The organism is Streptomyces sp. NPDC048416 (genome assembly GCF_043200435.1).
In the GTDB taxonomy this organism is placed as follows: domain Bacteria; phylum Actinomycetota; class Actinomycetes; order Streptomycetales; family Streptomycetaceae; genus Streptomyces.
Map to the genome: position 1 here is coordinate 163,354 of NZ_JBICXU010000001.1, position 24,273 is coordinate 187,626.

Sequence of the window (24,273 nt, forward strand, 5' to 3'; positions counted from 1 at the left end):
GAGTCACCGTGAGGGTCGGAATCGTCGGAGCCACCGGGCAGGTCGGCTCAGTCATGCGCAAGATCCTCGTCGAGCGGGACTTCCCGGTCGACGAGCTGCGTCTTTTCGCCTCCGCGCGGTCCGCCGGCACGGTCCTGGACGGTGTGACGGTCGAGGACGCGTCCACCGCCGACTACTCCGGCCTGGACATCGTGCTGTTCTCGGCGGGCGGTGCCACCTCGCGCGCCCTGGCCGAGAAGGTCGCCTCGCAGGGCGCCGTGGTGATCGACAACTCCTCCGCGTGGCGCGGCCACCCCGAGGTCCCCCTCGTGGTCTCCGAGGTCAACCCGCACGCGGTGCGCAACCGTCCCAAGGGGATCATCGCCAACCCGAACTGCACCACGATGGCCGCGATGCCGGTCCTTCGCCCGCTGCACGACGAGGCCGGACTCACGGCGATGGTCGCCACCACCTACCAGGCCGTCTCCGGCTCGGGCCTGGCGGGCGTGGCCGAGCTGCACGAGCAGGCCTGCAAGGTCGCCGAGGCGGCCGATCAGCTGACCTTCGACGGCGACGCGGTCGCGTTCCCCGAGCCGGGCGTCTACAAGCGCCCCATCGCCTTCAACGTGCTCCCGCTCGCGGGCAGCATCGTCGACGACGGCTCCTTCGAGACCGACGAGGAGCAGAAGCTCCGCAACGAGTCCCGCAAGATCCTGGAGATCCCGGAGCTGAAGGTCTCGGGCACGTGTGTCCGGGTGCCGGTCTTCTCGGGCCACTCGCTCCAGGTGAACGCCCGCTTCGAGCGCCCGATCAGCGTGGAGCGCGCGTACGAGCTGCTGGGCGCGGCCCCGGGCGTGGAGCTCTCGGAGATCCCGACCCCGCTCCAGGCGGCCGGCAAGGACGCGTCGTACGTGGGCCGCATCCGGGTCGACGAGACCGTGGAGAACGGTCTCGCGCTGTTCCTCTCCAACGACAACCTGCGCAAGGGCGCTGCGCTGAACGCCGTCCAGATCGCCGAGCTGGTGGCGGCCGAGCTCAAGGGCTAGCCCCCCCTGGACCTGCCGATGTCCGGCCGCGGCCCGTCCGCGGCCGGACACGCAGTCCCCCACAGGCCCGCGGCCGAGGCGGAGTTGAGGGCACGAGGAACCGCGCGAGCAACCACCCACGGCCCGCATCCGAAAACGGGTCCAGGGGCACGAGGAACCGCGCGAGCAGCCCCCACCGGCCCGCAGCCGAGAACCGCGCCGCCCCCTCAGGGCCGCCCCCCAGGGTTGCTCCAGGGTGGCCGCGCGGAGCCCTGTTCACGGGCGGGAAACAGACAGCGCGCTGCGCATTTCGCGTGCGAGGATGGCTGGAACCCCACGATCTGATGGAACTGAAGCATCTGAAGGAGATGACCGGGTGCCTGGCACGAATCTGACCCGTGAAGAGGCGCAGCGGCGGGCCGCCCTGCTCACCGTCGACTCGTACGAGATCGAGCTCGATCTGAGCGGCGCGCAGGACGGGGGGACCTACCGGTCCGCGACCACCGTCCGCTTCGATGCGTCCGAGGCCGGGGCGGAGACCTTCATCGACCTGGTCGCGCCGACCGTGCACGAGGTCGTACTCAACGGCGCCGCGCTCGACGTGGCCGCCGTGTTCGCCGACTCGCGGATCGCCCTGACCGGGCTCGCCGCCGGTCCGAACGAACTCAAGGTGATCGCGGACTGCGCTTACACCAACACCGGCGAGGGCCTGCACCGCTTCGTGGACCCGGTGGACCAACAGGCTTATCTGTACACGCAGTTCGAGGTTCCGGACGCGCGCCGCGTGTTCGCCTCGTTCGAGCAGCCCGACCTGAAGGCGACCTTCCAGTTCACCGTGAAGGCGCCGAGCGGCTGGACGGTGATCTCCAACTCGCCGACCCCGGAGCCCAAGGACGACCTCTGGGTGTTCGAGCCGACGCCGCGCATCTCCTCGTACATCACCGCGCTGATCGCGGGCCCGTACCACTCGGTGCACTCCTCGTACGAGGGCGCGGACGGGCAGTCGGTGCCGCTGGGCATCTACTGCCGTCCCTCGCTCGCCGAGTTCCTTGACGCGGACGAGATCTTCGCGGTGACCCGGCAGGGCTTCGACTGGTTCCAGGAGAAGTTCGACTACGCCTACCCGTTCGCCAAGTACGACCAGCTGTTCGTGCCGGAGTTCAACGCGGGCGCGATGGAGAACGCGGGCGCGGTCACCATCCGCGACCAGTACGTGTTCCGCTCCAAGGTGACGAACGCGTCGTACGAGCTGCGCGCCGAGACCATCCTGCACGAGCTGGCCCACATGTGGTTCGGCGACCTGGTCACGATGGAGTGGTGGAACGACCTGTGGCTGAACGAGTCGTTCGCCACCTACACCTCGATCGCCTGCCAGGCGTACGCCGAGGGCTCGCGCTGGCCGCACTCGTGGACCACGTTCGCCAACACGATGAAGACCTGGGCGTACCGGCAGGACCAGCTGCCCTCGACGCACCCGATCATGGCCGAGATCGGTGACCTGGACGACGTCCTGGTCAACTTCGACGGCATCACGTACGCCAAGGGTGCCTCGGTCCTCAAGCAGCTCGTCGCCTACGTCGGCATGGACGAGTTCTTCCAGGGCGTGCAGGCCTACTTCAAGGCGCACGCGTTCGGCAACACCCGCCTGTCCGACCTGCTCGGCGCGCTGGAGAAGACGAGCGGGCGTGACCTGAAGACGTGGTCCAAGGCGTGGCTGGAAACGGCCGGCATCAATGTGCTGCGTCCCGAGATCGCGGTCGACGACGCGGGCGTCATCACCTCCTTCGCCGTCCGCCAGGAGGCCCCCGCGCTGCCCGTCGGCGCCAAGGGCGAGCCCACGCTGCGTCCGCACCGCATCGCGATCGGCCTCTACGATCTCGACGCGGCGGGCAAGCTGGTGCGCACCGACCGCGTCGAGCTGGACATCGACGGTGAACTCACCGCCGTGGACGCCCTGGTGGGCAAGGCGCGGCCCGCGGTCGTGCTGCTCAACGACGACGACCTGTCGTATGCGAAGGTCCGTCTGGACGAGGAGTCCCTGCGGGTCGTCACCGAGCACCTGGGCGACTTCGCCGAGTCCCTGCCGCGCGCCCTGTCCTGGGCCTCGGCGTGGGACATGACCCGCGACGGCGAGCTGGCCACCCGCGACTACCTGGCGCTGGTCCTGTCCGGCATCACCAAGGAGTCCGACATCGGTGTGGTGCAGTCCCTGCACCGCCAGGTGAAGCTGGCCATCGACCTGTACGCGGCGCCCGAGTGGCGCGACGCGGGCCTGACCCAGTGGACCGAGGCGACGCTGGCGCACCTGCGCACCGCCGAGCCGGGCAGCGACCACCAGCTGGCGTGGGCCAGGGCGTTCGCGGCGACGGCCCGCACCCCGCAGCAACTCGACCTGCTCCAGGCCCTGTTGACGGGCACGGAGGTCATCGAGGGCCTGGCCGTGGACACCGAGCTGCGCTGGGCGTTCGTGGAACGGCTCGCCGCCACCGGCGTGTTCGACGAGCCGGACATCGCGGCGGAGCTGGAGCGCGACAAGACGGCGGCCGGCGAGCGCCACGCCGCGACGGCGCGGGCCGCGCGTCCGACGGCCGAGGCGAAGGCCGAGGCGTGGGCGTCGGTGGTGGAGGAGGGCAACCTCCCCAACGCCGTTCAGGAGGCCGTGATCGGCGGCTTCGTCCAGACCGACCAGCGCGAACTCCTCGCCCCTTACTCGGCGAAGTTCTTCGACGCGGTCAAGGGCGTGTGGGAGTCCCGCTCGTACGAGATCGCCCAGCAGATCGCGGTGGGCCTGTACCCGGCGCTGCTCGTCTCCCAGGAAACCCTGGACGCGACGGACGCCTGGCTGTCCTCGGCCCAGCCGAACGCCTCGCTGCGCCGCCTGATGTCGGAGTCCCGAGCAGGCGTCGAGCGCGCCCTTCGCGCCCAGTCCGCCGACGCGGAATCCGCCTAGCGGAGCCAGGGGTGGGGGCGGCTCCAGCTCGGGCCCGCCCCCACCCCCACGGCACGGCTTCGACTTGGGCCCGCCCAGGGTGGCGCCGCCGCGCAGAACGCCCTACGGTCGCCGCCACCGGGTGTCCCACGGATGTCCCAACTCGGCATGCGTACGGGCGAGTTCAACCCACTGTCCGGCCAGCGCCCGGTCGTCGCTCTCCACCGCCTCGACGGCGATCGCCCTGACCAACGCGCACGCGGGACAGACCTTCGGGTCGATCGGCCCCGGGCGCGGCTTCGTGAAGTCCGTGGCGCGCACGGCGGCCAGGTCCAGCACGTTCTCACCCCTCCTCGGCGGGCGCATGAGGGTGTTGCCGAATGCGCTCGGTGGCCCGGGCCACGGCACCGCAGTCGCCGGCCATGTGCGCCCGGGCCCGCTCCCGGCTCGCTCGCGCACAGACGGTGCAGCCGGGCATGGGGACCGGTTCGAGCCAGGGCATGTACTCCATGGGTGAGGACACAGCTTCCAACCGCCTTTGCAGTCCGGCCAGAGCGGCCGTGAGTACGTCGAGTGACGGGAGCGCGTAGGGGCCGCGCGGAACCCCGTCCGGCACGAGCCGCCAGAAACCACCTGCCGCGACGAGAGCGTCCGGCTCCTCGGTGTGCCGCCTTGCCGGGGGGTCCGCGCGGGGATTGCGTCCACGGAACACGCGCCGCTCCTCTCTGTAGCGATTCCACTACCGGGAGCCATCAGCGTGGCTTAGAGTCGGGACTCCATCAACGTGTCAGGAGTGCACGGAAGGTCGGTGAAGGCCCCTTGAACCGCAAGGAGTTACAGCCCGACGCCAGCCCCCAGGCTGCGTTCGGAGCGCGTCTGCGCAGTGCCCGGGAAGCGCGCGGCTGGAAGCAGGAAGACCTCGGCGAGCACATGGGCTACTCCAGCACGCATGTGTCGGCCGTCGAAACTGGTCGCAAGATGCCAACTCTTCGCTTCTCACGCAGAGCTGACGTCGCGTTCGGCCTGGTGGGCGCCCTCGACACGTTCGAGCGCGACTGGCGTGAGATCCGGCACGGCTCACTCCTGGAGGGTTTCCCGGAGTACGTGGGCCACGAAAGCCGGGCGGCGGAGATCCGTCTGTACGAGGTGGGCGTCGTGCCCGGCCTGCTCCAAACCCCGCAGTACGCGGCCGTCCTCGCCGGAAGCGCCGTCAAGCGGGGCGCCATCACGCCCGAGCAGGCGGCGGAACAGACGGCGCTCGTCGCCGAACGCCAAGCGGCGATCAACCGAACGCCACCGCCGATGGTCTTCGTGGTGCTGGACGAGAGTTGCGTCCGCAGGCCCGTCGGCGGTGCCGCTGTCATGGACGCCCAATGCGAGTGGCTGTTGACCTTTGCCGAACTCCCGAACACCGTCCTCCAAGTCGCGCCGTTCAGCATGGGGGAACGTCGACCTTTCAGCCTGCCCGTCACCGTGCTGACGAGCACCGACCGCTCGCTCATGTCGTACGCCGAGTCTGCCCAACGAGGCCACTTGGAGCGCGAATCAACTGCGGTTCTCCCCATACTGCGGAAGTACCATCAGCTACAGGCGGAAGCACTCTCTCAGGCGGCCTCCGTGGCCATGATCAGCGAGATACGAAGGGGCACTCCGTGACAGCCGAACCCTCCCCCCGTTGGTTCACGTCCTCGTACAGCGAAAACGGCGGCCAGTGCATAGAGGTCGCCACCAACCTCGCCCCCACCGGCACCGTCCCCGTACGGGACAGCAAGAACCCCGGCGGCCCCACCCTGCGGCTCTCCCCCGGCGCCTTCCTCGGCCTCGTAGATCTGGCCAAGCACACCGACATCTAACGGGCTCGTCGGCCGAAGCGCCGGGCCGCCCTCAGCGAGCGAAGAAAGGGCACCTCGTGACTACCGAACCCACCCCCCGCTGGTTCACGTCCTCGTACAGCAACAACGGCGGCCAGTGCATCGAGGTCGCCACCAACCTCGCCCACACCGGCACCGTCCCCGTACGGGACAGCAAGAACCCCGACGGCCCCACCCTGCGGCTCTCCCCCAGCGCCTTCCTCGGCCTGCTCGCATTTGCCAAGCGCGCTGACATCTAGCGGGTCGGTCCGCTCGGGGCGCACATGGAAGCCGCCCGGCGGACGGGCGTCGGTGCGCAACCGTTCCGCCGGGCGGTGGTGAGGGGGAGTGGGGGGATCAGCCCGTCAACTCCGTGTGGCGGCGGCGCAGTTCGGCCGCGCCCTGGGCCGTGAGGGTGCCGTGCAGGCGCATCCGGGCCACCCCGCCGTCGGGGAACGCGTCCAGGCGGACGTGTGTCGCCACGGCCTGCGCGGGGAGGCGGAAACGGTGCAGCGTGTCGGGCTGAAGCTGCGTACGCGGGATGATCTCGAACCACTCCCCCGACTCGCCGTCACGCCCGCTCAGCGCGATCCAGCCCGCCGAGTTCCCCTTCAGGTACGCCGTGTCGATCTCGACCGCCCGGATCGCACCCTGGGCGACCAGCCGGAACCGCACCCAGTCGTTGGTGTCGCGGACGCGGCGGCGCCGGTTCTCCCAGCCGTCGTCCATCTTGCGCGAGGTGCCGGGCAGGATGATCTGCGTGGGCGAGGAGTAGAACTTGTCCGACGCGTCCTCGTACGAACCGCCGTTGACGACCGCCACGAGGTCGATCGTGCCCAGCGTGTCCAGCCACTCCGGGTCCGGTACGACCTCGCCGTGCACGCGCAGGCGGGCCACGCCGCCGTCGGGGTGCTGGCAGAGCCGGACGTGGGTGTAGCGACGGCCGGTGGTGATCTCGAAGCCGTTCTCGGCGTGGCCGCGCACCGGGGTCGGCGGGACGATCTCGTCCCACTTCACGTCGTCGGCGAGGAGCCGGCCAGGGCTTGGCGAGCCCTCAACTGCCGTTGCCTGTAGGGAGATCCGCTGCGGGTAGTTGCCACGGAAGTGGGCCGTGTCGACGACGACGCCCTTGATCACGCCGGGCGCGCCGAGCCGGACGAGCGCCCAGTCGTGGTCCTCGGGCGCGGGGAAGACGTGGTCGGCGTCCGCGCCGCGCCGGCGACGGGTCTCCCAGCCGTCCATGATCTTGCCCTTGTGCCCGAAGTGCTCCGGGTCGAAGACGGCCCGCTCCCGGACGAGAAGGTTCTCGCGCTCGGCGAAGAACTCGTCGTTGGCGGCGATGACTCCCGCGCCCAGGCGACGGTCCGCGAGGTCGACGAGCTCGGTGAACGCGAAGTCGCCCGAACGGTAGTCGGCGTACGGGTCGCCCCCGCCGTACGGGGCGGCGTCGTTGGCGTGCGGGTCCGTCGCGGATGTGTGGTCCAGGTCGATGTTCTCGGTGGCGGAAGTCATGCTCCGACTCTCGGGCACCCCACAGCTCACGTCCATCGAAAGTTTTCGTACGGTTCTTTCAGGGATACTGAACGGATGGCGCCCTGTGGAGGCGGTCGCCCACCCTGCGTCTGGCCACTTCTGACCACCGACCGGTTCACGCCCCGGCCGATGCCAGACTCCCGGCCATGAACTCAGACACCATCACCGCGGCGGCCGCGGGCACCTGGAAGCTCGGCGACCTGGACGTCAACCGGATCGGTTTCGGCGCGATGCGTCTGCCGCAGTACGGCGCGGCTCTGCGGGCCGACTCCGTACCGAGGGACCGCGATCAGGCAATCGCCGTTCTGCACAAGGCCGTTGAACTCGGTGTGAACCACATCGACACCGCCGCGTTCTACTTCTCCCCGCTGCGCTCCGCGAACGAGCTGATCAACCGGGCGCTCGCCCCGTACGCGGACGACCTCGTCATCACCACCAAGGTCGGGCCCGCCCGGCTCCCCACGGGCGAATGGGGCGAGCACGCCAGGACGCCCAAGGAGCTGCGCGGACAGGTCGAGGAGAATCTGCGCCAGCTCGGCCGCGACCACCTGGACGTGGTGAACCTGCGCATCGTCGGCGCCGATTCGATCGCCGAACGTTTCGGCGCGCTGGCCGAGTTGCGCGAGGCGGGGCTCATCCGCCACCTGGGCCTGTCCAACATCCGCCCCGCCCACCTCGACGAGGCCCTGGCCATCGCGCCCGTGGTCTGCGTACAGAACCCGTACGGCATCGGTACGTCGGGGACGCAGGAGGACATGCTGCGGCTGTGCGGCGAGCGGGACATCGCGTACGTGCCGTTCTACGCGATCGCGGGGGCGGGAGGTCAGGCGGGTGCGAGCGGTGCGGACAGCGAGGGGGTGCTGGCGCTCGCGCGTGAGCGCGGGGTGAGCGCGGCGCAGGTCCGGCTGGCGTGGACGCTGCACCGCGGGCCGCATGTCCTGGCCATCCCCGGCACCGGGGACCCGGACCACGTCGTCGACAACGTGGCGGCCGGCGCGCTGCGGCTCACCGCCGACGAACTGGCCCGCCTGGACGCGCTGCACGCGGGCGTGTGACCGGCGGCCGGCGCGCGCCGGCGGCCCCTGCGCCCCTACCCGCCCGGCCGCACGTCGGCCACGTCCCGCAGCGCCGCGAGGACCCGTGCCACCGCCGGGCCCTCCTCCGCGCCCCGCCGCACCGCCGCGACGACATGGCGCCGCGGCTGATCCGCGCTCAGCACCCGCATGACGACTCCGGCACGGCGGTCGGCCGCCGCCATGCGCGGGACGAGCGCCACCCCCATCCCGGCCTCCACCATGGCCAGGATCGCGGTCCACCCAGCCGCGCTGTGGGCCTGCTCCGGCACGAAACCGGCCGCCTCGCAGGCCGCGGTGGTGATCTCCGACCAGGGGCCGCTGCCGCCGAAGATCCATGCCTCGTGCGCCAGGTCGGCGAGGCGCAGACCCGGTTCGGCGGCGAGCGGGTGCCCGGCGGGGAGCGCCACGTCGAGGGGGTCGGTGAGCAGGGGCAGCAGCGCGAACTTGGGGTCGCGGGCGCTGGGCGCGTGGGCGGCGAGCGACAGGGCGAGGTCCACCGCCCCGGCCGCGAGCAGGTCGTACGCCTCGGCCGCCTCGGCCTCACGCACCCGTACCTCAAGGGCGGGATGGCTGCGGCGCAGCCGCTGCACGGCGGGCACGACGAGGGCGGGCACGGCGGTCGAGAACGCCCCGACCCGCACCTCACCCGCCTCCCCTTGCAGGTAACCCGCCAACTCGGCGTCGGCACGCTCCAGTTGGGCGAACACCGCTTCGGCGTGACGCAGGACGAGGTGGGCGGCGTCGGTGAGGCGGACGCGTCGGCCGTGCGCTTCGAGGAGCGTCACACCGAGCTGCTTGGCGAGGTTGGACAGCTGCTGCGAGACCGCCGAGGGCGTCATGCGCAGCACCTCGGCGGTCGCGGTGACGGTGCCCTGCTCGCGCAGGGTCCGCAGGATGTGGAGTTTCTTGATGTCCCACTCGCTCATGGGACGCAACTTACCGGCGCCCGCACGGGGCGGCTCACCTGCGGGTTCCCAGGACGACCCCGCCGAGGATGAGCGCCATGCAGCCCAGCTGCGCCGGGCCGGTCGCCTCGCCCAGGAGCGGGTAGGAGAGCAGGGCCACGCACACCGGCTGGAGGTAGTAGACGACTCCCGCGCGGGCGGCCCCGATCAGGGCGATCGCCTTGTTCCAGGCGAAGAACGCCACGGCCGACGAGAGCACCCCGACATAGACGAGCGGGCCGACGGTGGCGGGCGTCGCGGCGAAACCGCCCTGGACGGCGAGGCTGACGCCGTACGCGGGGGCCAGCATCAGCGCTCCGAGCACGAAGGTCGTGAACAGGAAGGTGAGCGCGGGCAGTTCGGCGGGGCGGCGGCGCAGCAGCACGCTGTAGGAGGCGAAACTGACGGCGGCCGCGAACATCCAGAGGTCGCCGGGGGCGAGGTCGAGAGCGAGCGAGCCCTTGCTGACCAGGAGCAGTACGCCGATGACGGCGATGAGCAGTCCGACGGTGCGGCGGGCGCCGAGCCGGCCGCCGGTGAGGCGTTCATGGACGGCCATCAGGACCGGCGAGGCGGCCATGATCATGCCCATGTTCCCGGCGGATGTGGAGGTCCCGGCCTGGTTGACGAGGGTGTTGTACACGGTGATGCCGAGCAGCGAGGCGAGCGTGAGGAACCCCAAGTGCCGCCGGATCAGGGCGCGTTGACGCCAGGTCGCACGGAGTGCGAACGGGGCGACCGCGGCGATGGCGATCAGCCAGCGCCAGAAGGCGGCCTGCACGGGCGGCACGGAGTCGTGCAGGGCCCGGCTTGCGACGAAGCTCCCGGACCAGACGACCGTCGCGACCGCGGCGAGTGCGAGCCCGAGCCCCGGCCCGGGCCCGGAGGCGGCGCGGGCCGCCTTCCCGGCCGCGGTGGCGGCGCTCGATGTGCTGCGGACGTGGTCCAGGACGGTCACGGTGACTCCGTTTCGGTGCGGCGGGGTTCTGCGGGGGTTCACTGGGGCCCCGGTGGGCCGGGTGGGGTGACCCCGGTGGCCCGGGTGGCCCGGGTGACCCCGGTGGTCCCTACCGTCGCACCGCGTGACCCGTCACGTCCATCGAATGTTTCCGAGCGTTATGTTCAGTGGAACTGAATGGAAGAGCGGGCGCTACCGTTCCTGGGGAGTCGGCGGGTCGCCTTGGTCCGGCCTGGCCGGCCTGTCCCACCTGTCCGGCGAGCGTGGCGCCGAGGGCGATCGCCATCCCGAGGAGCTGTACGGGAGCGAGGGCCTGCCCCAGTGCCGCCCAGCCGATGACCGCGGCGCTGAGCGGGGAGAGCGGGCCGAGGAGGGTGACCGAGGTCGCCGTCATCCGTCCGATGCCTCGGAACCAGAGCCAGTACGCGACGGCCGTGTTCACCAGGGCGAGATAGAGATACCCGGCGAGGTTGCGTCCGTCGAGCGCGGGCGGGGCGCCCTCCACGAAGAAGGCGACCGGCGCGATGAGGAGCCCGCCCGCGGTGAGCTGCCACCCGGTCAGGACCAGCGGCCCGGCCCCCTCGGGGCGGCCCCACCGCTTGGTGAACACGGTCCCCGCGGACATCGAGGCCGAGGAACCCAGTGCGGCGAGCACCCCGATCGCGTCGAAGGAGCCGGTCGCCTTCAGGACCACGAGGCTCACCCCGAGGGCCGCGGCGATCCCGGTGAGCAGGGTGCGCCGGGTGGGCCTCTCGCCGAGGAACAGGGCGGCGAGCCCGGCCACCCACAGCGGCCCGACGGACCCGATGACCGCGGCCATGCCGCCGGGCAGCCGGTAGGCGGAGAGGAAGAGGAGCGGGAAGAACGCGCCGATGTTGAGCGCGCCGAGCACCGCCGCCTTCCACCACCAGGCGCCCCGTGGCAGCCGTCTGGTGAGCGCGAGCAGGGCGAGGCCGGCGGGCAGGGCGCGCATCATGCCGGTGAACAACGGCCGGTCGGTGGGGAGGAATTGGGTGGTGACGAAGTAGGTGGAGCCCCAGGAGATGGGGGCGAGGGCGGTGAGGGCGGTGGTGGAGAGGGTGGTGGTGGAGAGGGTGGCGGTGAGGCGGTTCTGGTTCACGGGGTGACTTCCTGGCCGGGGGTGGGGGTGGGTGGGCGCGGATGCGTTGCGTTCAGGTGCGGGTGGTGCGTGGTTGCTCGCGCCGTTCCCCGCGACCCTCGATGGGTCGGTTGTCGGGTGCGGGTCGTGCGTGGTTGCTCGCGCCGTTCCCCGCGCCCCTCGATGGGGTCCGTTGCCGGGTGCGGGTCGTGCGTGGTTGCTCGCGCCGTTCCTCGCGCCCCTCGATGGGGTTCGTTGTCGGGTGCGGGTGGTGCGTGGTTGTTCGCGCCGTTCCCCGCGCCCCTTGAGGGGTTCGTTGCCGGGTGCGGGTCGTGCGTGGTTGTTCGTGCCCTTCCCCGCGATCCCGACGGCCTCAGGGAACTTGGGGAGGGGGCCCGCTTCAGGCCACGGCGATCCGGGCTGCCCGTCCCGCGACCGCGACCGCCGGGCCCGGCAGGCGGCGTTCGAGGCGTACCACGACCCCAGCCGCCACCAGTGACGTACCGGCCAGCACGCCCCACGGCAGGCGTCCGTCCACCGTCATCAGGGCGGTGAACAGCGACGGCGCGACCGCCGCGGCCAGCGACCAGGACAGTTGGTACGCCGCCAGGTACCGGCCGCGCAGCGCCTCCGGCGCGGCCGACACCGACAGGGCGCCTGCCGCGGGGCTGTGGACGAGTTCGCCCAGCGTGTAGAGCACGACGATGGCCAGCAGCGCCCCGCCGAGCACGATGCCCGAGCCGGGCCGGACCGTACCGAGGACGATCTGCGCGGCGAAGGCGGCGGCGAACAGGAGCGAGCCGAGGGCGGCGGAGCGGGTGCGCCGGGCGCCGCGGGAGCGTACGCGGGCGGCGATCGCGACGCCGCCCGCCGCGCACATCACGGTGTTGAGCGTGAACGCGATGCCGGTGAGGGCCTGGGGCCCGCGCAGCCATGTCGTGATGTACAGCGGGAAGAGCACCGACAGGGCCGAATAACCCAGCGCGTTCAGGAAGTTGACGGCGGTCAGTCCGAGGAAGGGGCGGTCGGCGAAGACCTGGCGGTAGCCCGCGGGCTGCTGGATCTCGTCCGCGACGGGCGTCTGCCGTTCGGCCCGTACGCCTCGCATCAGGAGCGCGGCGAGGGCGAAGCTGGCCGCGTTGAGCCAGGCCGCCGCGGTGAACCCGGCGTCCCCGCCGAAGCCGACGACGAGCGAGGCGAGAAGTGAGCCCGCGCCGAGTCCGCCGTTGCGCAGGGCGCGCGAGGAGGCCTGGAGGCGGTCCCGGTCCGCGCCCTTGGCGACCTCGCCGAGCAGGGACTGCTGTACGGCGGGGAAGGCGCGGTCACCGAAGGCGGTGGCGAGCGCGACGCCCGCGAAGGCGGGCAGCGCGTGGGCGAAGGGGTAGAGCAGGAAGCCCGCGCCGCGCACCCCGTACAGGAACAGCTGCACCCGTCGGGCCCCGTGGCGGTCGACGGCGGCGCCCGCGATCGGCAGCGCGCCGAGCCCGAGCAGTCCGACGACGGTGAGCACGAGCCCCACGGTGGCGAAGGGGAGGCCGGTGACATGGTGGAAGAACACCAGGCTGAAGGGCACGTACATCCCGGAGCCGGTCGCGTCGACCGCCATGGCGACGAGCATCCGGCGCTCCCCGGCTATCCGGGGGGTGCGGGTACGACTGCGGAACGTACGCATGGGAACTCCGTCTCCGGGGCCGCGGCAAGGCGGGCAAGTTGCTTAGCTGAAAGTAGCTTACTCGTAAGCTACTTTCCGTCAAGCAACTTTCTTGCGTCCGACCGACCGGCCTCGGATACTGATCCCATGACTGCCGCAAGGACGACCTCTCCCGCACCCGAGCCGCAGCGCCACGCCGCCGACGCACCCGCGGACGCGGTGGACGCGATCACCGAGCAGTGGGCCGCGGTCCGCCCGGACCTCGAAACGGTGCCGATGGCGGTGTACGGGCGCATCTACCGGATCGCCCGCGCGATGGGCGAGCGGATGGACAAGGAGTACGCGCGGTTCGGCATCGGGCGCGGGGAGTTCGACGTCATCGCGACGCTGCGGCGCTCGGGCGACCCGTACACGCTGTCCCCGCGGCAGCTCTCGGCGACGCTGATGCTCACGACGGGCGGGATGACGGGCCGGCTCGACAAGCTGGAGAAGGCGGGCCTGTTGAGCCGCAGCCCCGATCCGAACGACCGGCGGGGTCTGCGGGTGACGCTGACGGAGCGGGGTCTGACCCTCGTGGACGAGTCGGTGACGGCGGGCCTTGCCGCCCAGACCGAGATCCTGTCCTCCGCCCTCGACGAGACGGAGACGGCTCAACTGGCCTCTCTGCTGAGGAAGTTGCTCGGCGCGCACTGAGGCCGCGCCGAGCCGGGCCGCCCTCGGGGGTGCTGTCGGCCCGGCGCAGGTCACGCGTTCAGGTCGTCGGGCACCGCGTCAGACGGATACGCAGCCGCTCCACGCGGCGGGCCACCAGGCCGCAGGTGTAGGTGACGCGCTGCTCGACCAGTTCCGGTCTGCCGCGCCACAGGGCGGAGAGCATGAGCTGTGCTTCCATACGGGCCAGGGGCGCGCCGAGGCAGAAATGCGATCCCAGGCCGAAGGCGAGGTGCCGGCCGCCGCGTCGCAGGTCCAGGCGGTGCGGGTCGGCGTGGACGAGGGGGTCGCGGTTGGCGGCGTTGAGCATCAAGACGATGACCGTCCCCCGGGGAGCCGCCGTCCCGCCCACCCGGACATCGGTCAGGGCGGTACGTACGGCGATGTGGACGGGCGGTTCGTACCGCAGCAGTTCCTCCACGGCCGTCGCCATGACGCCGGCGTCACAGCAGCCGGTGTCGAGCACCCTGCTCTCCTCGGGGTGGGTGAGCAGGGTGTGCAGGCCGTTCGCGATCAGGCCGACCGTTGTCTCGTAGCCTGCCGCGACGAGTTGTCCGCAGGTCGCCACGGCCTCACTCAACGGCACGGGGTCGGCCTTGTGTGCGGCGTCCTGGACGAGGTGGTCGATGACACTCGTGCCGCGGCCTTCGGGTGGGCGCCGCAGGAGTGGGGCGAAGGTACGGACGAAGTCGGTGCGGGCGCGCGTGATGCGGGCCCGGACGGCGGGGTCGGTGGCCTGCCGCGGGTCCATGCCGCGCACGAGGAGTTCCGCCATGTCAGCGAAGTGGTGCTCGGATTCGGGCGGCAGGCCCAGGACGTCGGAGAGGACCGAGGCGGCCAGCGGCCGGGCGAGGTCGGCGACCACGTCCACCTCGCGCCGTCGCCAGGCCCGGTCGGTGAGATCGTGGACGTACTGCTCGATTCTCGGCGCGAGCCGGGCGGTGGCCCGGGCGGTGAACGCTCCGCTGACCCTGCCGCGTTGGCGGTCGTGCTCGGGCGGGTCGGTCAGCAGGAAGGACCGCGCGGGTACGCCGTACCCGGTGATGTCACGGGCCGTGGAGGCGCCGTGGCCGAACCGCGCGTCGCGCAGCACCTCGGCGCTCTCGGCGTGGCCGAGGACGATGAGCGCACCGGATGGGGTGCGGTGGACGGGGCCGGAGCTGCGGCGCAGGGGTTCGGTGAACCGGTTCGGATCGGCTCGGTAGGCCTCGCTGCTCGTGTCGCAGTTCACTTGCTCCGCGATGAGGTCGTACCAGGAGACCGGGGCTGCGACGCGCGTGTTCTGCATGGCGAGTGACTGTAGAGGCTGCTCGGCCCGGGGCCGGTGAGCCACGTCCCGCCGTGCTGCGGCATTCGAGGGCATGTGGCCTGCCCTCCTTTTGGCGCACGTGGCGCCCTGGTGCGGCGGGCCGTCGGTGGTTCGCTGGCTCCATGGCTGAACTCGTCAGGGTCGAGGGGCGCGCCCGGGAGGCGGAACGGGGCGCGGTGGCACGGCTGTCGGTGCGGCGCCGGTGGGCGGCCGCCCTCACGGTGTGCCTGGGGCTCTTCCTCCTCGGGCTGGACCTGACCGTGCTGAACGTGGCCGTCCCCCAACTGCGGGACGCCCTGAACGCGAGCATGCGGCAGACCCAGTGGATCGTGGACGCCTATGTGCTGGCCCTGGGCGGACTGGTGCTGACCAGCGGCGGTCTCACGGACCGGCTGGGGCGCCGACGCGCGTTCGTCGCGGGCCTCGCCGTCTGTGCGGTGTCCTCGGTCGCGGGCGGCGTCGTCGATTCCCCGGGCCGGATCATCGCCGCACGCGCGATCATGGGCATGGGCGCGGCGCTTCTGATGCCGGCGACGTTGTGTCTCATCACCGACCTCTTTCCCGACCCCGTGCAGCGTCGGCGGGCGATCGCCGTGTGGGCGGCGGTGGGAGGCCTGGGCGGTGCCTGCGGGCCCGTCGTCGGAGGGTGGCTGGTGCAGGAGGCGTCCTGGCGCGCCGCGTTCTGGGTCAACGTGCCCATCGCCGTGATCGCCATCGCCCTGGCGCGGGCATTCGTGCCCGCCGACCGGCGCCGCTCCCTTCAGCCTCGTCCCCGCTTCGACGTGCCCGGCGCCGTCCTTTCCGCGAGCGGGCTGCTCGTCCTGGTGTGGGCCGTCATCGAGAGCCCCGCCCGCGGCTGGACACATCCGCTCACCCTTGGCGCGTACGCCGTGGCGGGGCTGCTGCTGGCCGGTTTCCTCGTCGTGGAGCACCGCGGCACCGCGCCGGTCCTGCCGCTCGATCTGGTGCGCCCGGCGCGGGTCAGTACGGCGGCCATGGCGCTGGCGATGATGTCGTTCGCGCTGTTCGGCGCGCTGTTCGTGGTCACCCTGTACCTCCAGGGGGTGCTGGGCTGTACGCCGTGGCAGGCGGGGCTGCGCATCCTGCCGCTCCCCGGCGGGCTGATGGCGGGCGCGGCGCTGTCGCTGTGGGTCACGGCCCGCCGCGGCGAGAAGAGCAGTGTGCTGCTCGGACTGATCACCGTGACGGCCGCGTTCGGGGTCCTGGCCCGCACGTCCGCCGGGTCCGGCTACGGGCACCTGCTGGTCTTCCTCGTGCTGGGCGGCGCGGGGGCGGGCCTGACCGCGGCGGCCTCAACGGCCTGCGTCATGAACGCCGTTCCCCCGTCGATGGCCGGGCTCGGCTCGTCGGTCAACGACGCCACCCGTCAGGTCGGTGCCGCTCTCGGGGTCGCCGTACAGGGCTCGCTGCTTTCCAGCGCGTACACCAGCCGGCTCGACGACACGTTCGCGCGCTCCCCTGCGCCCGTTCCGGCGCAGGTGGCGAACGCCTCGGACAACGTCCTGTCCGCCGCGGCGATCGCCCGCCGGCTTCCGCCGGCCGCCCGTGAACGGCTGCGCGCGGCGGCGGCGGACGCGTTCGTGCACGGCCTCTCCCACGCCGCCCTGGCCGCGGCCGCCGTGGTGCTGGCGGCGTTCCTCGTCACGCTGCTGCGGCTGCCGGGCCGCGCCGCCGCGGAGGCGGCCCACCCTGCTGCGCCAGTGCAGTGATTCTGACGAGCGAGGGCGGTGTCCTGGGCCGTGGAGCGTCGGCGGCGCCGATATCACGGGGGCGTCGCACCGCTCGTACCCCCTCCGAGAGGCCGCCTTGACCACCTCTGAAGTCGCCTTCACCGAAGAGACCCTTACGAAGATCGTCGTGGAGGAGTTCGAGATCTGCGCCGACCAACTGACCGACGACGCCACCCTCGAAGAACTGGGGCTGGATTCCCTGGGCCTTCTGGAACTCCTGGTGGCCGTCGAAGCGCAGACACGCAAGGAGATCTCCAGCCTTGACCTGCCGATCTCCCCCAACACGCCTTACCGGGAAGCCGCGCGCATCGTCATTCAGGCTGTGGCCGAGGCACCGGTCGTCGGCTCCGGCGACCTGGTCACCGGGTGAACCGCCCCCCGCACATCGCCGTCACCGGCCTCGGAATGGTCACGGCGGCGGGTGTGGGCGTCCCCGGCACGTGGGCGCGTCTGTGCGAAGGCGTACCGACCGCGGCCCTGGACCCCGAACTCGAAGGGCTGCCCGTCTCCTTCGCGTGCCGTGTTCCCACGGCGCCCGTGAAAGCCGCGGCGCCCGGACTGGCTTGGCGTGCCGACCCGTTCATCCGTTTCGCCGTGGCCGCAGCGCAGGAGGCCGTCGCCGACTCCGGTCTCGATCGCGGCGCCTGGGACGCACCGCGGGTGGCCGTCGTCATCGGAGTGGGCGGCACCACGCACGACCTGACGCCGAAGGCGAGCGCTGCCCTGGCCGAGCGCCGCTTCCAGGCGATCCCTCCCACCCTCGTCCCTCGCAGCGCACCCAACATGGCCGCCGGATACGTCGGCATGACGCTGGGCGCCGAGGGACCCACCCTGTGCACCAGCACGGCATGCGCCTCGGGAGCGACCGCGATCGGCACGGCCGCCCTGCTGTTGCGGGCGGGCATGTGCGACATCGCCGTCGCGGGCGGCAGCGAGAGCGTCAGCCGCGTCACCTCGGCGGCCTTCTGGCGCATGGGGGCGCTCTCCACCCGCGGCCACGATCCGGTGGGCGCGTCCCGGCCCTTCGACTCCGAGCGGGACGGATTCGTCCTCGGCGAGGGAGCGGGCGTCCTCGTCCTGGAACGGGCGGCCGACGCCCGGGCCCGCCGGGCGCGCCCCTATGCGCTGCTCACCGGGTACGGGGCGAGCGGCGACGCCCACCATGCGACCTCGCCGCACCCCGAGGGCGCGGGCGCTCAGCGCGCGATGCGGGCCGCCCTCGCCGACGCCGGTCTGTCTCCCCAGGACATCGACCACGTCAACGCGCATGCCACGTCGACCGTCCTCAACGACCGCATCGAGGCGCACGCACTGCACGGTGTCTTCGGCACGCCGCCGCCGGTCACCGCCACCAAGAGCGTCCTGGGTCATTCACTGGGCGGCGCCGGGGCCATCGAAGCCGTGGTCAGCGCACTCACTCTGCGCCACCAACTGATCCATCCCACCGCGAACCTCGACCGGCTCGACGACGCCATCGCCCTGGACGTCGTGACGAAACGGGCCCGGCCCGCCCGCGTCGGGGCGGTGGTCACCACGTCATTCGGATTCGGGGGCCAGAACGCGGCCCTTGTCCTGCAACGCTGCTGAACCGGCTACCCCCGCCAAGGAGCTGTGATGCCCGTCCGCTCGCCACGCCCTCACGACCGTGGCCGGATCGATGTCCTGACGGAACTCGAACCGAGCGTCGCCCGCCATCTCGACAGACACCTGGCGACCGCGCGCGAGTGGTTCCCCCACACATACGTCCCGTGGTCGCAGGCCCGCGACTACGACGGTCCGCTGGGGGGTGCCTCCTGGTCGTCCGACGACTGCCCCCTCCCGGAGGCCGTGCGCGATGCCCTGGTGGTCAACCTGCTCACCGAGGACAATCTGCCCAGCTACCACCATGACATCCAGAGCCGAGTCGGGCACCAAGGGGCTTGGGGCGTCTGGCTGCACCGGTGGACGGCCGAGGAGGCCCGGCACGGCTATGCCCTTCGGGCCTACCTCCACGCGCGCCGTGCCGTCGACCCCGTCCGCCTGGAACGGGACCGCATGCAGCACATGTCGCTCGGCCACCGAAGCGAACAGGCCACGATCCCGCACGGACTCGCCTACGTCACCGTGCAGGAGATGGCGACGCGGCAGGCCCACCGCAACACCGGCAGGGTCTGCGGTGATCCGTTCGGGGAGCGGCTCATGCGGCGCATTTCCGCGGACGAGAACCTGCACATGCTCTTCTACCGTGACGTGTGCGCCGACGGTCTCGACCTTGCCCCGGACCTCTTCGCCCAGGCCTTCGCCGACGTGATCTGCGACTTCACCATGCCTGGTCACGCCATCCCGGGTTTTCGCACCCGGGCTGCCCGCATCGCCGTCTGCGGGATCTACGATCTCGCCACCCATCACGACGACGTCCTGCGTCCCCTGCTGCACGCACTGCGTCTGATGGACCGCCCGGGGCTCGGACCGCGGGGGGAGGAAGCTCTCGACCGCATCGGCCGCCATCTGGAACGACTGCACATCAAGGCAGAGCGTTTCAAGGAACGCAGCGACGCGTCCAAGCTCTCGTCGCTCGGATGAAGGACGGGACGCGGGGCGGGCCGGCCTGGCGGGCATACGGACGCGCAGCGCGCACGGCTCGCACGTAAGCCCACCGCGTCCCTCGCGGGGCGCGGTGGGAGGCACCGAGGTTCCGGAGGGTTACGCCTTCTTCGCGGTCTTGCGGGACTTGTCCAGCACCACGACGAGGCCCGCGATGATCGCGAACAGCGCGAGCGGCGCGAGCACGAACAGACCGATCGTGTCGATCACGCTCAGGCCGGACCCCGGGTCGTCACCGTCGTCGCGCGTGAGCGCAAGCGCGGGGGACGACATGAGCAGCATCATCAGCGTCGTACCGGCTGCTACGGCGCCGGCGCGCAGGGCGTTCTTCTTGTCCACGGTGCAAACGTAGCGAACGCCCGAGAGGGCCGCGCGTCCGGGGGTGCCGTACGGGGCCCGTGTGCACGGCCCGTACGGCAGAACCCGACGTCAGGGCAGCGGGCCGGAGCCCGCCGCATCCGTGCCCCGGCGCGGGAAGATCCGCATCAGCGCGTGCAGCCGGGGCGAGGCCGTGAGGTGTTCCAGGGTGAGGGGGCGGGCGTCGGGGCCGGCCACCGGGAGGCGCCAGTTGGGGTACTGGTCCCAGGTGCCGGGCAGGTTCTGCGGGCGGCGGTCGCCGACGGTGTCGGGCAGCCACACGCCGACCATGCGTGCCGGGGTGCGCAGCAGGAAGCGGTAGACGGCTCTGATCTCGGCCTCCTCGTCGCCGGGGGCGTCGGGGAGCAGCCCGAGCCGTTCGAGGTGGCCGAGCCATTCGCCCACTTCGGCGCGGGCGGCGCTCTGCTCCTGGGCCAGGGGGCTGGTGAGCAGGCCGAGGCTGTGGCGCAGCTGGACGTGGTCGCCGGTGAGGCGGGCCGCCGTCGAGGGCAGGTCGTGGGTGGTGGCGGTGGCCATACAGCCCGGCCGCCACGCTTCGGGGGCGAGCGGACGTCCGTCACCGGTCCAGTCGCGCTCGAACCAGAGGACCGACGTGCCGAGCACCCCGCGCGCGGCCAGGGCCTCCCGTACGCCGGGCTCGACCGTCCCCAGGTCCTCGCCCAGGACGACGGCGCCCGCGCGGTGCGCCTCAAGGGCGAGCACGGCGAGCATCGCCTCGGCGTCGTAGTGGACGTACGTGCCGTCGGTGGGCGGGTGCCCCTCGGGCACCCACCACAGCCGGAACAGGCCCATCACGTGGTCGATGCGCAGGGCGCCCGCGTGCCGCAGCAGGCCCTGGAGCAGGCCGCGGTAGGGGGCGTAACCGCAGGCGGCGAGGATGTCGGGGCGCCAGGGCGGCAGCCCCCAGTCCTGGCCGTGCGCGTTGAACGCGTCCGGGGGCGCCCCGACCGACATGCCGGGCGCGAAGGCGTCCTGCTGGGCCCAGGCGTCGGCGCCGTCGGGATGCACCCCGACGGCGAGGTCGTGGACGAGACCGACCGGCATGCCGGCCTCGCGGGCGGCGCGCTGGGCGGCGGCGAGCTGGGTGTCGGTCAGCCAGGCGAGCCAGGAGTGGAAGTCGACCCGGTCGATGCATTCGCGCCGGGCGCGGGCGGTCGCGGCGGACCGGGGGTCGCGCAGTCCTTCGGGCCACTGCCGCCAATTCGGCCCGTGCCGTTCGGCGAGCGCGCACCAGGTGGCGTGGTCTTCGAGTGCCTGGCCCTGCTCGGCGAGGAAGTCGCAGTACGCGGCCCGCCGGCCGGGCGGCAGCGGCACCCGGTACAGGATCTCAAGGGCCTCCCACTTGAGGGCCCACACGGCGTCACGGTCGATCAACTCGCCTTTGTGGAGCACCTGTTCACGCAGCGTGTCCGCCCGTGCGGCCGTCGCGTCGAGCGCGGTGCGCAGGGCCGCGTCGGCGTACGCGTACTCGGGGACGTCCTCGACACGCAGGTGGACGGGGTCGGGGAAGCGGCGCGAGGAGGGCCGGTAGGGCGAGGGATCGGTCGGGGTGCCGGGCACGGCCGCGTGCAACGGGTTGACCTGCACGAATCCCGATCCGATGGCGCGGCCCGCCCAGCCGGCGAGCTCGGCGAGGTCACCGAGGTCGCCCATGCCCCAGGAGCGCGTGGAGAGCAGCGAGTACAGCTGGACGAGGAAGCCGTGGACGCGGTCCGGGGGCTGCGGCACACCGGGCGGCGCGACGACGATCGTCGCGGACGCGGTACGTCCGTCCCGGTGGCGTACGGTCAACTCGTGGACGCCCAGCGGGAGTTGGTGGATCGGGGTGCCGATGACGGTGAGGTCGTCGGGCAGGCCGGGGCCCGGAGCATCGCCCCAGCGCACCAGCGTCGGGGGCAGTAGCCGGTCCGCCTCGGCCGCTTCGGCGTCGGCGAGGGCCCGGAGCAGCGCGTCCGGGGTGGCGGCGTCGACGCCGAGCGCGGCGAGGACGGCGACCACCGTGGCGTCCGGCACATGGACGGTGACGTCCGGCGAGGGCGCGTACGACGTGGCCACGCCGTGCCGGGCGGCCAACCGGGCCAGGGTCATGGCCTCAGAATCCCACGGCCACGGCCGCCACCGGGGTCGGCTCGCTGGTCAGCGGGGTGACTTCCATGGGGGGCTCGCTGATCAGGGGCTCGGCGTCGGCCATGGGGGGCTCGCTGGTCAGCGGCTGCTCGGGGGCGGGGGCGACCACGGGGGCCTCCAGAGGGATGGACGGCAAGGACAGAGGATGCCCTACCCAGCGGGCGGCGCCCCAGTCGTGCGGTCGCACACAAGCTCGTACCGCCGTCGGTCGAGGCGTACGCCGTCGGCGGGTGAGCGGGAGTGGGCGGCGCGTATGAAGAGGCCCGGGTCGCGTCAGGCGGAGATGCCGTCGATCCGGGCCAGGGCGTCGTCCGCGCCGAAGGGTTGGAGGTAGGGCAGCCAGCGCGGGTCGCGGTGGCCCGTGCCGATGATGCGCCAGGCGAGCCCGGTGGGCGGTGCGGGCTGGTGGCGCAGGCGCCAGCCGAGCTCCAAAAGGTGCCGGTCGGCCTTGACGTGGTTGCAGCGCCGGCACGCCGCGACGACGTTCTCCCAGGCATGCTGGCCGCCGCGGCTGCGCGGGATCACATGGTCGACGCTGGTCGCGACGCCGCCGCAGTACATACAGCGGCCGCCGTCCCGGGCGAACAGGGCGCGGCGGGTCAGTGGAACGGGCCCCCGGTAGGGGACCCGCACGAATCGTTTGAGCCGTACGACGCTGGGAGCGGCGACGGCACGGGACGCGCTGTGCAGGAACGCGCCCGACTCCTCAAGGCTGACGGCCTTGTTTTCGAGCACGAGGACGAGCGCGCGGCGGAGCGGTACGACCCCCAGGGGCTCGTACGACGCGTTGAGGACCAGGACGTGCGGCACGGGTGCCTCCTATTACGCCGGCGGCGCGTGGCTCGCGCCGGGACGATCTGCTCTCCAGTCTCTCCTCATGCCTGGTCGAAGCGCCACCACGTCCGGGTAACGGGCTCGGAGTGTTTTCGACCACACCCCCTTCTTTCCCGGGCGAAGCGGCCTTCTCCCCCGAACGCGTCAACGGAGCACAGCTTTTGCCCCGTTAGTGTGGTGAGTCCGCCGCCGCTCCTCGCCGGCACCGCACCGCTGGAGGTTCCTGCCGTGAACTGGTCCGCCGTCCTGGCCGACGGATCGCCGTCGCCCAGGCCCGCGACGCTCGACGACGCCCAGAAGTCGGCCACCGAGGCCGCGGGCTGGGTGGAGCAGAACTGGTCTACCTGGCTGTACGTCGGATTCCGCATCCTCCTGATCATCGTCATCGCCTCGGTACTCAGAGTCCTGGTGCGCCGGGCCCTGACCAAGCTCATCGACCGGATGAACCGCAGCGCCCAGGCGGTCCAGGGCACGGCGCTCGGCGGGCTGCTCGTCAACGCGGAGCGGCGCCGTCAGCGCTCGGAGGCCATCGGCTCGGTCCTGCGCTCGGTGGCGTCCTTCCTCATCCTGGGCACGGCCGCCCTGATGGTGCTCGGCGTCCTGAACATCGACCTGGCGCCGCTGCTCGCCTCGGCGGGCGTGGCGGGCGTGGCGATCGGTTTCGGCGCCCGCAACCTGGTCACGGACTTCCTTTCCGGCGTGTTCATGATCCTTGAGGACCAGTACGGCGTGGGTGACTCGATCGACGCGGGGGTGGCGTCGGGCGAGGTGATCGAGGTCGGGCTGCGCGTGACGAAGCTGCGCGGCGCGGACGGCGAGATCTGGTACGTGCGCAACGGCGAGATCAAGCGCATCGGCAACCTGTCGCAGGGCTGGGCCACGGCCGGGGTCGACGTGCGGGTCCGCGCAGCGGAGGACCTGGAGCGGCTGCGTACGGTGATCACCGAGGCGACGGAGTCCATGGCGAAGGACGAGCCGTGGAACGAGCGCCTGTGGGGCCCGGTGGAGATCCTGGGTCTGGACGAGGTGCTGCTCGACTCGATGGTGGTCCGTGTCTCGGCCAAGACGATGCCGGGTAAGGCGCTGAGCGTGGAGCGGGAGCTGCGCTGGCGGATCAAGATCGCCCTGGATGCGGCGGGCATCCGCATCGTCGGCGGTCTGCCGCCGGCGGAGGCCGCGGCCGCGGCCGACCCCTCGGCCTCGGTCGCCGCGCCGTCCGCCCTGAACAACCCGACCTCCCCGCAGTCCCTGGCGACGGCCCCGATCCCCCACCCGAATCCGTCGAACCTGTCGAAGTAGCGAGGCCCCCGGGGGCGCGGGGAACTGCGCGACCAGCCACGCACGGTCCGCACCCGAAAGCGGCGGAGTCACTGGGGCTCCGCCCCAGAACCCGGTCGGCCCTGAACGGCCCTCGTCCTCAAACGCCGGACAGGCTGAAGATGCCCACGCAGGCCCGCACCAAGTAGCCCAGGGGCGCGAGGAACTGCGCGCCCAGCCACGCACGATCCGCACCCGAAAGCGGCGGGGTCACCGGGG

24 protein-coding genes are annotated in these 24,273 nt (G+C 72.1%); 12 read left to right on the forward strand and 12 right to left on the reverse strand.

The features are described 5' to 3' along the window. Positions 1-8: 8 nt before the first annotated feature. Both ACGFW5_RS00670 and pepN read left to right on the forward strand, forming a co-directional pair. A complete protein-coding gene (locus ACGFW5_RS00670; protein WP_393831951.1) occupies positions 9-1,025 on the forward strand; it encodes an aspartate-semialdehyde dehydrogenase in 1,017 nt (338 codons plus the stop codon). A 355-nt stretch (positions 1,026-1,380) separates the two neighbouring features. Then, positions 1,381-3,954, forward strand: coding sequence for an aminopeptidase N (gene pepN / locus ACGFW5_RS00675; RefSeq protein ID WP_393831952.1), 2,574 nt, complete (start codon positions 1,381-1,383; stop codon positions 3,952-3,954). A gap of 102 nt (positions 3,955-4,056) precedes the next feature. Here the strand turns inward: pepN and ACGFW5_RS00680 are convergent, their stop codons facing one another. Together ACGFW5_RS00680 and ACGFW5_RS00685 are read right to left on the reverse strand one after the other, a co-directional pair. Then, a complete protein-coding gene (locus tag ACGFW5_RS00680) occupies positions 4,057-4,272 on the reverse strand; it encodes a hypothetical protein (protein ID WP_393831953.1) in 216 nt (71 codons plus the stop codon). Between the two features lie 4 nt (positions 4,273-4,276). Continuing rightward, positions 4,277-4,645: a hypothetical protein gene (locus ACGFW5_RS00685; RefSeq protein ID WP_393831954.1), complete on the reverse strand. Its 369-nt coding sequence runs from the start codon at positions 4,643-4,645 to the stop codon at positions 4,277-4,279. Positions 4,646-4,752: 107 nt separating this feature from the next. Here ACGFW5_RS00685 and ACGFW5_RS00690 point away from each other — a divergent pair, with 107 nt between their 5' ends. From ACGFW5_RS00690 to ACGFW5_RS00700, 3 genes are read left to right on the forward strand one after another with little or no spacing between them, the layout of a single operon-like run. Next, the gene (locus tag ACGFW5_RS00690) at positions 4,753-5,589 is read left to right on the forward strand and encodes a Scr1 family TA system antitoxin-like transcriptional regulator (RefSeq protein WP_393831955.1); all 837 of its coding nucleotides are present in this window, start codon (positions 4,753-4,755) and stop codon (positions 5,587-5,589) included. After that, on the forward strand, positions 5,586-5,786 hold the full coding sequence (locus ACGFW5_RS00695; RefSeq protein WP_393831956.1) for a DUF397 domain-containing protein: 201 nt from the start codon (positions 5,586-5,588) through the stop codon (positions 5,784-5,786). The genes ACGFW5_RS00690 and ACGFW5_RS00695 overlap by 4 nt, the downstream gene beginning before the upstream one ends. A gap of 56 nt (positions 5,787-5,842) precedes the next feature. Further along, the gene (locus tag ACGFW5_RS00700) at positions 5,843-6,043 is read left to right on the forward strand and encodes a DUF397 domain-containing protein (RefSeq protein WP_393831957.1); all 201 of its coding nucleotides are present in this window, start codon (positions 5,843-5,845) and stop codon (positions 6,041-6,043) included. 97 nt (positions 6,044-6,140) lie between these two features. Here ACGFW5_RS00700 and alc read toward each other — a convergent pair whose 3' ends face one another. After that, positions 6,141-7,295 (reverse strand): allantoicase, encoded by a 1,155-nt coding sequence (gene alc, locus ACGFW5_RS00705; protein WP_393831958.1) that lies wholly within the window; start codon positions 7,293-7,295, stop codon positions 6,141-6,143. Between the two features lie 167 nt (positions 7,296-7,462). Between alc and ACGFW5_RS00710 the strand changes: the two genes are divergently transcribed. Further along, positions 7,463-8,371: an aldo/keto reductase gene (locus tag ACGFW5_RS00710; protein ID WP_393831959.1), complete on the forward strand. Its 909-nt coding sequence runs from the start codon at positions 7,463-7,465 to the stop codon at positions 8,369-8,371. Between the two features lie 35 nt (positions 8,372-8,406). Here ACGFW5_RS00710 and ACGFW5_RS00715 read toward each other — a convergent pair whose 3' ends face one another. The 4 genes from ACGFW5_RS00715 to ACGFW5_RS00730 all read right to left on the reverse strand — a co-directional run bounded on the left by ACGFW5_RS00715 (position 8,407) and on the right by ACGFW5_RS00730 (position 13,065). Further along, positions 8,407-9,318 carry a LysR substrate-binding domain-containing protein gene (locus ACGFW5_RS00715; RefSeq protein ID WP_393831960.1) on the reverse strand — a complete coding sequence of 304 codons (912 nt, stop codon included), beginning with the start codon at positions 9,316-9,318 and terminating at the stop codon, positions 8,407-8,409. Positions 9,319-9,352: 34 nt separating this feature from the next. Further along, positions 9,353-10,294, reverse strand: coding sequence for a DMT family transporter (locus ACGFW5_RS00720; protein ID WP_393831961.1), 942 nt, complete (start codon positions 10,292-10,294; stop codon positions 9,353-9,355). 109 nt (positions 10,295-10,403) lie between these two features. Then, entirely contained in the window at positions 10,404-11,414 is a 1,011-nt protein-coding gene (locus ACGFW5_RS00725) for an EamA family transporter (protein ID WP_393831962.1), read from the reverse strand. A gap of 379 nt (positions 11,415-11,793) precedes the next feature. Next, complete coding sequence (locus tag ACGFW5_RS00730) at positions 11,794-13,065, reverse strand: MFS transporter (protein ID WP_393831963.1); 1,272 nt, start codon at positions 13,063-13,065, stop codon at positions 11,794-11,796. Between the two features lie 126 nt (positions 13,066-13,191). On the opposite strand from ACGFW5_RS00730, the gene ACGFW5_RS00735 reads away from it, so the two are divergent. Next, entirely contained in the window at positions 13,192-13,737 is a 546-nt protein-coding gene (locus tag ACGFW5_RS00735; RefSeq protein WP_393831964.1) for a MarR family winged helix-turn-helix transcriptional regulator, read from the forward strand. Between the two features lie 58 nt (positions 13,738-13,795). Here the strand turns inward: ACGFW5_RS00735 and ACGFW5_RS00740 are convergent, their stop codons facing one another. Then, on the reverse strand, positions 13,796-15,043 hold the full coding sequence (locus tag ACGFW5_RS00740; protein ID WP_393831965.1) for a cytochrome P450: 1,248 nt from the start codon (positions 15,041-15,043) through the stop codon (positions 13,796-13,798). Between the two features lie 143 nt (positions 15,044-15,186). Here ACGFW5_RS00740 and ACGFW5_RS00745 point away from each other — a divergent pair, with 143 nt between their 5' ends. From ACGFW5_RS00745 to ACGFW5_RS00760, 4 genes are all read left to right on the forward strand, one after another. Continuing rightward, a complete protein-coding gene (locus tag ACGFW5_RS00745) occupies positions 15,187-16,794 on the forward strand; it encodes an MFS transporter (RefSeq protein ID WP_393831966.1) in 1,608 nt (535 codons plus the stop codon). Between the two features lie 97 nt (positions 16,795-16,891). Continuing rightward, the gene (locus tag ACGFW5_RS00750; RefSeq protein ID WP_393831967.1) at positions 16,892-17,185 is read left to right on the forward strand and encodes a phosphopantetheine-binding protein; all 294 of its coding nucleotides are present in this window, start codon (positions 16,892-16,894) and stop codon (positions 17,183-17,185) included. After that, positions 17,182-18,402 (forward strand): beta-ketoacyl-[acyl-carrier-protein] synthase family protein, encoded by a 1,221-nt coding sequence (locus ACGFW5_RS00755; RefSeq protein WP_393831968.1) that lies wholly within the window; start codon positions 17,182-17,184, stop codon positions 18,400-18,402. Before ACGFW5_RS00750 ends, ACGFW5_RS00755 begins: the two co-directional genes overlap by 4 nt. 27 nt (positions 18,403-18,429) lie before the next feature. Then, positions 18,430-19,377 (forward strand): acyl-ACP desaturase, encoded by a 948-nt coding sequence (locus tag ACGFW5_RS00760; RefSeq protein WP_393831969.1) that lies wholly within the window; start codon positions 18,430-18,432, stop codon positions 19,375-19,377. 120 nt (positions 19,378-19,497) lie between these two features. On the opposite strand, the gene ACGFW5_RS00765 is transcribed toward ACGFW5_RS00760, so the two are convergent. The 4 genes from ACGFW5_RS00765 to ACGFW5_RS00780 form a co-directional block, all read right to left on the reverse strand. Next, on the reverse strand, positions 19,498-19,737 hold the full coding sequence (locus ACGFW5_RS00765) for a hypothetical protein (protein WP_393831970.1): 240 nt from the start codon (positions 19,735-19,737) through the stop codon (positions 19,498-19,500). A 90-nt stretch (positions 19,738-19,827) separates the two neighbouring features. Next, positions 19,828-21,864: a 4-alpha-glucanotransferase gene (malQ, locus tag ACGFW5_RS00770; protein ID WP_393831971.1), complete on the reverse strand. Its 2,037-nt coding sequence runs from the start codon at positions 21,862-21,864 to the stop codon at positions 19,828-19,830. 4 nt (positions 21,865-21,868) lie between these two features. Beyond that, positions 21,869-22,039 carry a hypothetical protein gene (locus ACGFW5_RS00775; RefSeq protein ID WP_393831972.1) on the reverse strand — a complete coding sequence of 57 codons (171 nt, stop codon included), beginning with the start codon at positions 22,037-22,039 and terminating at the stop codon, positions 21,869-21,871. A 137-nt stretch (positions 22,040-22,176) separates the two neighbouring features. Beyond that, positions 22,177-22,713 carry an HNH endonuclease gene (locus tag ACGFW5_RS00780; protein WP_393831973.1) on the reverse strand — a complete coding sequence of 179 codons (537 nt, stop codon included), beginning with the start codon at positions 22,711-22,713 and terminating at the stop codon, positions 22,177-22,179. 252 nt (positions 22,714-22,965) lie between these two features. Between ACGFW5_RS00780 and ACGFW5_RS00785 the strand changes: the two genes are divergently transcribed. Then, positions 22,966-24,036: a mechanosensitive ion channel family protein gene (locus tag ACGFW5_RS00785; RefSeq protein WP_393831974.1), complete on the forward strand. Its 1,071-nt coding sequence runs from the start codon at positions 22,966-22,968 to the stop codon at positions 24,034-24,036. Positions 24,037-24,273 lie beyond the last annotated feature (237 nt).